Annotated in this window: 9 protein-coding genes and 1 riboswitch; of the genes, 6 read left to right on the forward strand and 3 right to left on the reverse strand. The window is 39.0% G+C overall.

The window, feature by feature from the left end:
* Window positions 1-46 precede the first annotated feature (46 nt).
* Window positions 47-370 (forward strand): HesB-like protein, encoded by a 324-nt coding sequence (locus tag BN358_RS03940; protein WP_019228001.1) that lies wholly within the window; start codon window positions 47-49, stop codon window positions 368-370.
* A gap of 245 nt (window positions 371-615) precedes the next feature.
* On the opposite strand, the gene rpsR is transcribed toward BN358_RS03940, so the two are convergent.
* The 3 genes from rpsR to rpsF all read right to left on the reverse strand — a co-directional run bounded on the left by rpsR (window position 616) and on the right by rpsF (window position 1709).
* Window positions 616-840, reverse strand: a complete 225-nt coding sequence (rpsR, locus tag BN358_RS03945) for a 30S ribosomal protein S18 (protein ID WP_040581985.1) — start codon at window positions 838-840, stop codon at window positions 616-618.
* Window positions 841-932: 92 nt separating this feature from the next.
* Window positions 933-1397 carry a single-stranded DNA-binding protein gene (locus tag BN358_RS03950; RefSeq protein WP_019228003.1) on the reverse strand — a complete coding sequence of 155 codons (465 nt, stop codon included), beginning with the start codon at window positions 1395-1397 and terminating at the stop codon, window positions 933-935.
* Window positions 1398-1421: 24 nt separating this feature from the next.
* Window positions 1422-1709, reverse strand: coding sequence for a 30S ribosomal protein S6 (rpsF, locus tag BN358_RS03955; protein WP_019228004.1), 288 nt, complete (start codon window positions 1707-1709; stop codon window positions 1422-1424).
* A gap of 170 nt (window positions 1710-1879) precedes the next feature.
* A riboswitch (TPP riboswitch) is annotated at window positions 1880-1979 on the forward strand.
* Between the two features lie 121 nt (window positions 1980-2100).
* On the opposite strand from rpsF, the gene thiW reads away from it, so the two are divergent.
* From thiW to thiD, 5 genes are read left to right on the forward strand one after another with little or no spacing between them, the layout of a single operon-like run.
* Window positions 2101-2595, forward strand: a complete 495-nt coding sequence (thiW, locus tag BN358_RS03960; RefSeq protein WP_019228005.1) for an energy coupling factor transporter S component ThiW — start codon at window positions 2101-2103, stop codon at window positions 2593-2595.
* On the forward strand, window positions 2592-3899 hold the full coding sequence (thiC, locus tag BN358_RS03965) for a phosphomethylpyrimidine synthase ThiC (RefSeq protein WP_019228006.1): 1308 nt from the start codon (window positions 2592-2594) through the stop codon (window positions 3897-3899). The genes thiW and thiC overlap by 4 nt, the downstream gene beginning before the upstream one ends.
* Before the next feature lie 22 nt (window positions 3900-3921).
* A complete protein-coding gene (thiM, locus tag BN358_RS03970; protein ID WP_019228007.1) occupies window positions 3922-4743 on the forward strand; it encodes a hydroxyethylthiazole kinase in 822 nt (273 codons plus the stop codon).
* Complete coding sequence (gene thiE, locus BN358_RS03975; RefSeq protein ID WP_019228008.1) at window positions 4730-5374, forward strand: thiamine phosphate synthase; 645 nt, start codon at window positions 4730-4732, stop codon at window positions 5372-5374. The genes thiM and thiE overlap by 14 nt, the downstream gene beginning before the upstream one ends.
* Window positions 5374-6153: a bifunctional hydroxymethylpyrimidine kinase/phosphomethylpyrimidine kinase gene (thiD, locus tag BN358_RS03980; protein WP_019228009.1), complete on the forward strand. Its 780-nt coding sequence runs from the start codon at window positions 5374-5376 to the stop codon at window positions 6151-6153. The genes thiE and thiD overlap by 1 nt, the downstream gene beginning before the upstream one ends.
* Window positions 6154-6198 lie beyond the last annotated feature (45 nt).

Here is a 6198-nt window from a genome sequence, read left to right on the forward strand (position 1 = left end):
ATATCATGATGTGTAACAAAAATGATTAACCAGAAAGGATTATACCATGATATTTATAAATGATACAGCATACGATGAATTCAAGGCATTGCTTGATGAGGCAAATGTTGATTCATACAACATAAGAATAGGAATTGACAACTATGCATGCAGCGGCCCTGTATTTGGAATATCAGTGAGCGAAGCTACTGATGGGGATGATGTTGAAACAATCAAAGAAGTCACTTTCATTGCAGAAAAATCACTGATTGAACAATTTGGAGGATTCATAATTGTTTCAAGCGAAGAAAACAACGGATACGGTGTAGGTCTTAAACCGGTCGTTCAGCCTCAGTCAGGCTGCAGCGGATGCGGCGGCGGATGCCACTAAACAATTAAGAATTAAGAGTTAAGAATTAAAAATGATTGAAGCTAACGGATTACCGTTAGCTTTTTTTATTTATTATATGAATTATGAGATGTACAGCAACAATCCGGGAGGACAGTAGTCCGCCCCTACAAAATGGGATTTTAAGTTCATTGCAAATGCCGATATTATCAGTCTGTAACCACTCATTACAAAAACCAGCAACAAAAAAGACTTGTGCGAGCACAAATCTTTATTATTATTGTTTATTAGTCTGCTACGTATGGCATTAAAGCAATAGTTCTTGCTCTTTTAATTGCTCTTGTTACCATTCTCTGGTGTTTAGCACAAGCACCTGTGATTCTTCTTGGTAATATTTTACCTCTTTCAGTTGTATATTTCTTTAACTTTCCAAGGTCTTTATAATCTATATGTGTAGCTTTTTCCTGGCAGAACTGGCACACTTTCTTGCGTGGTCTTCTTTTGTTGCCCATTCTGTCATTTCTGTCGCCTCTATCTTCTCTAGAGTTGTTTCCGCCTTGTCTTGAACTCATTTATATTTCCTCCTTCCGTAATATTCTATTCATTAAAATGGGATATCTTCATCATCTACTGGTTGGAAAATGTCATTGTCTTCATCTGGGAATCCATCGAAAAAGCTGCTATCTGGCTGAACCGGTCTTCCCTGTTGCGGTGATGATGATTGGCCTTTTCCTGCGCCAACAAATTCTATTCTATCTGCTACGATATCGGTTGTATATCTTTTTTCGCCTGACTGTGTAGTGTAACTGCCTGTTGAAATTCTGCCGTGAACTGCACATTGGCTTCCTTTTGCAAGGTAGTTTGCACAATTTTCAGCTTGTTTTCCGAATACAGTTATACCTATAAAATCCGCGGTCTGTTTTCCTTGAGATGTCGCTTCTTGTTTCTTATCTCTTGACATTTCTCTGTCTACAGCTAAAGTGAATTTTGCTACAGCCATACCTGTTGAAGGTATGAATCTCAGTTCCGGATCTCTGGCTAGTCTTCCAATTAATACAACACTATTCATATTTTATCCTCTTTTATATAGTTTCTATTCTTCTACTGTTATCATGTGTCTAACAAAGTTATCGCTGATTTTACAAATTCTGTCTATTTCATTAACAGCATCTGCTTCTGATGTAAAGTCAACGAATACATAATAACCTTCTCTTTTTTTGTCGATTTCATAAGCAAGTCTTCTCTGACCCCACTCATTAACCTTTTCGATTGTTCCTTGTCTTTCAGTTATTATGTTTTTTACTTTTTCGATTTCAGCGTTTCTTACATCTTCTTCTAAATTAGCAAGTAGAATGAATGCGCCTTCATATTTTCTCATCATTTGAGTCACCTCCCTTTGGACTTTGGCCCCTGTACTCCCAGGAGCAAGGATAGCGAATATATTATAGCATTGGAGAAAATTTAATACAAGCATTTTTTTGAATTTTTCCAAATTAATTTTAATTACATAAATCATTGACTAGTTTATACTTAAGTGCTAAGATTAATACAATTAAATATTTCGGGAGCTTTTGAAGGCTGAGAGGAAACATTGGTTTCGACCGTACCTGATTTGGATAATGCCAACGTAGGGAACATTGCAATGATACTATTGTATTAGCATATAGCGCACTTCACAAGCAGGTGCGCTTTTTATTTTACATTTTTGTCAGATGCAGCAGGTAATACTCTGATTCAGACCAAAATATTTAAAATGAAATTTGGAGGTTTTTATGTCAAATTCTAAGAAATTAGCCCAGGCAGGAATTTTAATTGCCGTGGGTGTGGTGTGTTCAACATTTTCAATTCCCATTGGAGCAGCAAAAGTTTTTCCAGTGCAGCATTTCATCAACGTTCTTGCAGGTGTTACTCTTGGACCTTTTTACGGCATCAGCATGGCTTTTGTAACATCTCTGCTCCGTGTAATGATGGGTACAGGAAGTCTTCTGGCTTTCCCCGGAAGCATGTGCGGAGCATTCTTATGCGGCACGCTTTACAAGCATACTGAAAAAACATCCCTTGCTTTTTTCGGTGAAATAGTGGGAACAGGAATAATAGGAGCATTGCTGGCTTATCCTGTAGCATCTCTTGTAATGGGGCGTGAGGCTGCATTATTTGGTTTTATTGTTCCCTTTGGAATAAGTTCTGTTGCAGGTGCAGGGATTTCTTTAGTTTTTATAACAGCTTTGAAAAAAACCGGATTACAAATAATTGGAGGTATTAAATGAAAAATTACAGCACACAAATGGAAGCAGCAAAAAATGGAATCATAACTTCTGAAATGGAAGTAGTTGCAGAAAAGGAAAATATGAGCGCCGAGAAAATAAGAGAACTTGTAGCCATTGGAAGGGTTGCTATACCTGCTAACATAAATCACAAATCCCTGAGTCCCGAGGGTATAGGCGAAGGTCTTAAAACAAAAGTAAATGTAAATCTTGGTGTTTCAGGTGACTGCGCGAATTATGAAAAAGAATTTGAAAAGGTTAAAATGTCCATTGACTTCGGTGCAGAAGCAATAATGGACCTGAGTAACTACGGCAAGACAAACACATTCAGAAGGCAGCTCATAGATTATTCTCCTGCGATGATTGGAACTGTACCCATGTATGATGCCATCGGATATCTGGAAAAAGACCTTCTGGAAATAAAGGCAGAAGACTTTCTGAGAGTTATTGAAGCTCATGCTGTTGAAGGTGTTGATTTCATGACTATTCATGCAGGATTAAACAAGAGGTCAATTGAAAGCTTCAAGCGCTCAAAACGACTTACAAACATTGTTTCAAGAGGAGGTTCACTGATTTTCGCTTGGATGGAAATGACGGGAAATGAAAATCCATTCTACGAACACTACGATGAGCTGCTGGACATATTGTACAAATATGATGTAACCATAAGCCTTGGGGATGCACTGAGGCCGGGAAGCATTAACGATTCAACGGATGCAGGACAAATTTCAGAACTCATTGAAATTGGACACCTTACAAAAAGAGCTTGGGACAAAAATGTGCAGGTACTGGTTGAGGGGCCTGGACACATGGCATTAAATGAAATTGCAGCAAACATGCAGCTTCAGAAAAGACTTTGTCACGGTGCTCCATTTTACGTTCTTGGGCCAATTGTTACAGACATTGCTCCCGGTTATGATCACATAACATCAGCCATCGGCGGAGCTGTTGCTGCTGCAAACGGAGCAGACTTTCTGTGCTATGTCACTCCTGCAGAACACTTGAGGCTTCCCGATGTTAATGATGTAAAAGAAGGAATAATAGCCTCAAAAATTGCTGCCCATGCTGCAGATATAGCAAAAGGAATTCCTAATGCCAGAGACATAGACAACAAAATGAGCGATGCGAGAAGAAGAATCGACTGGGAGGAGATGTTTTCTTACGCCATAGACAAAAAAAAGGCAAGGGAATATTTTGAAAGTACACCTCCTGCTGACAGACACAGCTGTTCAATGTGCGGGAAAATGTGCGCCATGAGGACAACAAACAAAATATTAAACGGCGAGAAAGTTGAATTTTCAAACTAATATTATAAAAGGAGGCATCATCTTGTTTTCTAACGCTCTAAAAAAAATAAAAGAAACATGTCCTCTGGTTCACAACATAACAAACTACGTTACGGTTAATGACTGTGCCAATGTTCTCTTGTCCCTTGGTGCTTCACCCATAATGGCAGATGATGAGCAAGAGGTTGAAGAAATAACATCCATGAGCAGCGCACTTGTCATAAACATAGGAACCTTGAACTCCCGCACTGTACAGTCAATGATACTTGCAGGAAAAAAGGCAAATGAAATGAACATCCCTGTTGTACTTGATCCTGTTGGTGCCGGAGCCTCAAATCTAAGAACAGAAACTACGTTCAGGCTGCTCAAAGAAATTAAATTTGCAGCAATCAGGGGAAATATCTCAGAAATAAAAACTATTGGGAGTTTAAGCAGCGCAACAAGGGGCGTCGATGCTGACAATTCTGACAGCATTACCCAAGAAAAAATTTCTGATACTGCTGAATTTGCCAAAAAGCTTTCCATTGCAACAGGAGCAGTCATATCCATAACAGGAGCAATTGACATAGTTTCAAACAGAGAAAAATCATACATCATTAAAAACGGTCATCCCATGATGAGTAAAATTTCAGGAACAGGATGTATGCTTTCTTCCATAACAGGCGCATTTGCTGCATCAGGTGATAATATTCTGGATTCCTGTGCTGCTGCTGTGTGTGCCATGGGCATATGCGGTGAGGTAGCTTATGAAAAAATCATGAAATCTGGCAGCGGAACATCTTCATTTAAAATGCATCTAATTGATTACATGGGAATCATGGATGACAATGTGCTCGAAGGGAGGGCCAAAATTGAAATTAGATAGAAATTCAATGGTTCTTTATGCAATAACTGGACGCACATGGCTTGGAGACAAAAAACTTTCTGAAGTTGTGGAACAAGCCATACTTGGCGGAGCAACATTTGTACAGCTCAGGGAAAAAAATGTGAGTTATGATGAATTTGTTCAGCTGGCAAGAGAAGTAAAATCTGTAACTGACAAGTACAATGTTCCTTTTGTAATAAACGACAATGTTGAAGTTGCCCTAAGAGTTGATGCCGACGGTGTTCACATAGGACAGGGCGACGGTTCTGTTAAATCAGCAAGAGACATGCTTGGTAGACATAAAATTATAGGCGTTTCTGCAAAAAATGCCCATGCAGCAGTTTCAGCCCAGCTTGAAGGAGCTGATTACATAGGTGCAGGTTCTGTTTTTTCAACTTCAACTAAACTTGATGCAGAAAATATAAATCTTGATATATTGAAAGAAATAACCTCTTCTGTGAGCATTCCAGTTGTGGCAATAGGCGGAATTAACAAGGGCAATGTGCTTAATCTTTCCGGATGCGGCATTGATGGAATTTGTGCAATATCAGCAATCTTTGGACAGGAAGATGTAAGGGAAGCTGCTTCAGAACTATTTAAACTGTCTGAACAGACAATTGGAGGGTACTGATGAGAAAAATACTTGCCATTGCCGGATCTGACTGCAGCGGCGGCGCAGGAATACAGGCTGACCTCAAGACAATAACAAGCCATAAAATGTACGGCATGAGTGTAATAACAGCCCTTACTGCTCAAAACACAACGGGTGTATTCGGAGTCATGGAATCCACCCCTGATTTTGCAGCAAAACAGCTTGATGCCGTTTTTTCTGATATTTATCCGGATGCTGTTAAAATTGGAATGGTTTCAAGCAAAAAACTTATTGAGATAATAGCTGAAAAACTCATAGAATACAAAGCAAAAAACATTGTTCTTGACCCGGTAATGATTTCAACCAGCGGGAGCAAACTTTTAAATGATGATTCAATTGAAACACTCAAATATAAACTAATGCCTCTGGCAGACATAATAACACCAAATATTCCAGAAGCTGAATGTCTTTCAGGAATTAAAATTAAAAACAAGCAGGACATGGAAGAGGCAGTACTTAAAATTTCAAAAAATTTCCCGGGACATATTTTAATCAAAGGCGGCCACCTTGAAGATTCAAGTGACGACCTTCTATTCTATTACGGAATGTTTTCCTGGTACAATCATGAAAAAATAAAAAACACCAATACCCATGGAACAGGCTGTACACTGTCATCAGCCATTGCCTGCAGCCTGGCTGACGGTTTCACAGTTGCTGAAAGCATCTTCAATGCAAAGAATTACCTGACTGGAGCCCTCAACTACAATCTTAACCTCGGAAAGGGAAGAGGTCCTCTAAATCATTGCTGGAACATGTAAAAAAGAGATGAATTAATTCATCTCAGTTTAATGACAAATATATAT

The organism is Sedimentibacter sp. B4 (assembly GCF_000309315.1).
Taxonomy (GTDB): Bacteria; Bacillota; Clostridia; order Tissierellales; family Sedimentibacteraceae; genus Sedimentibacter; species Sedimentibacter saalensis.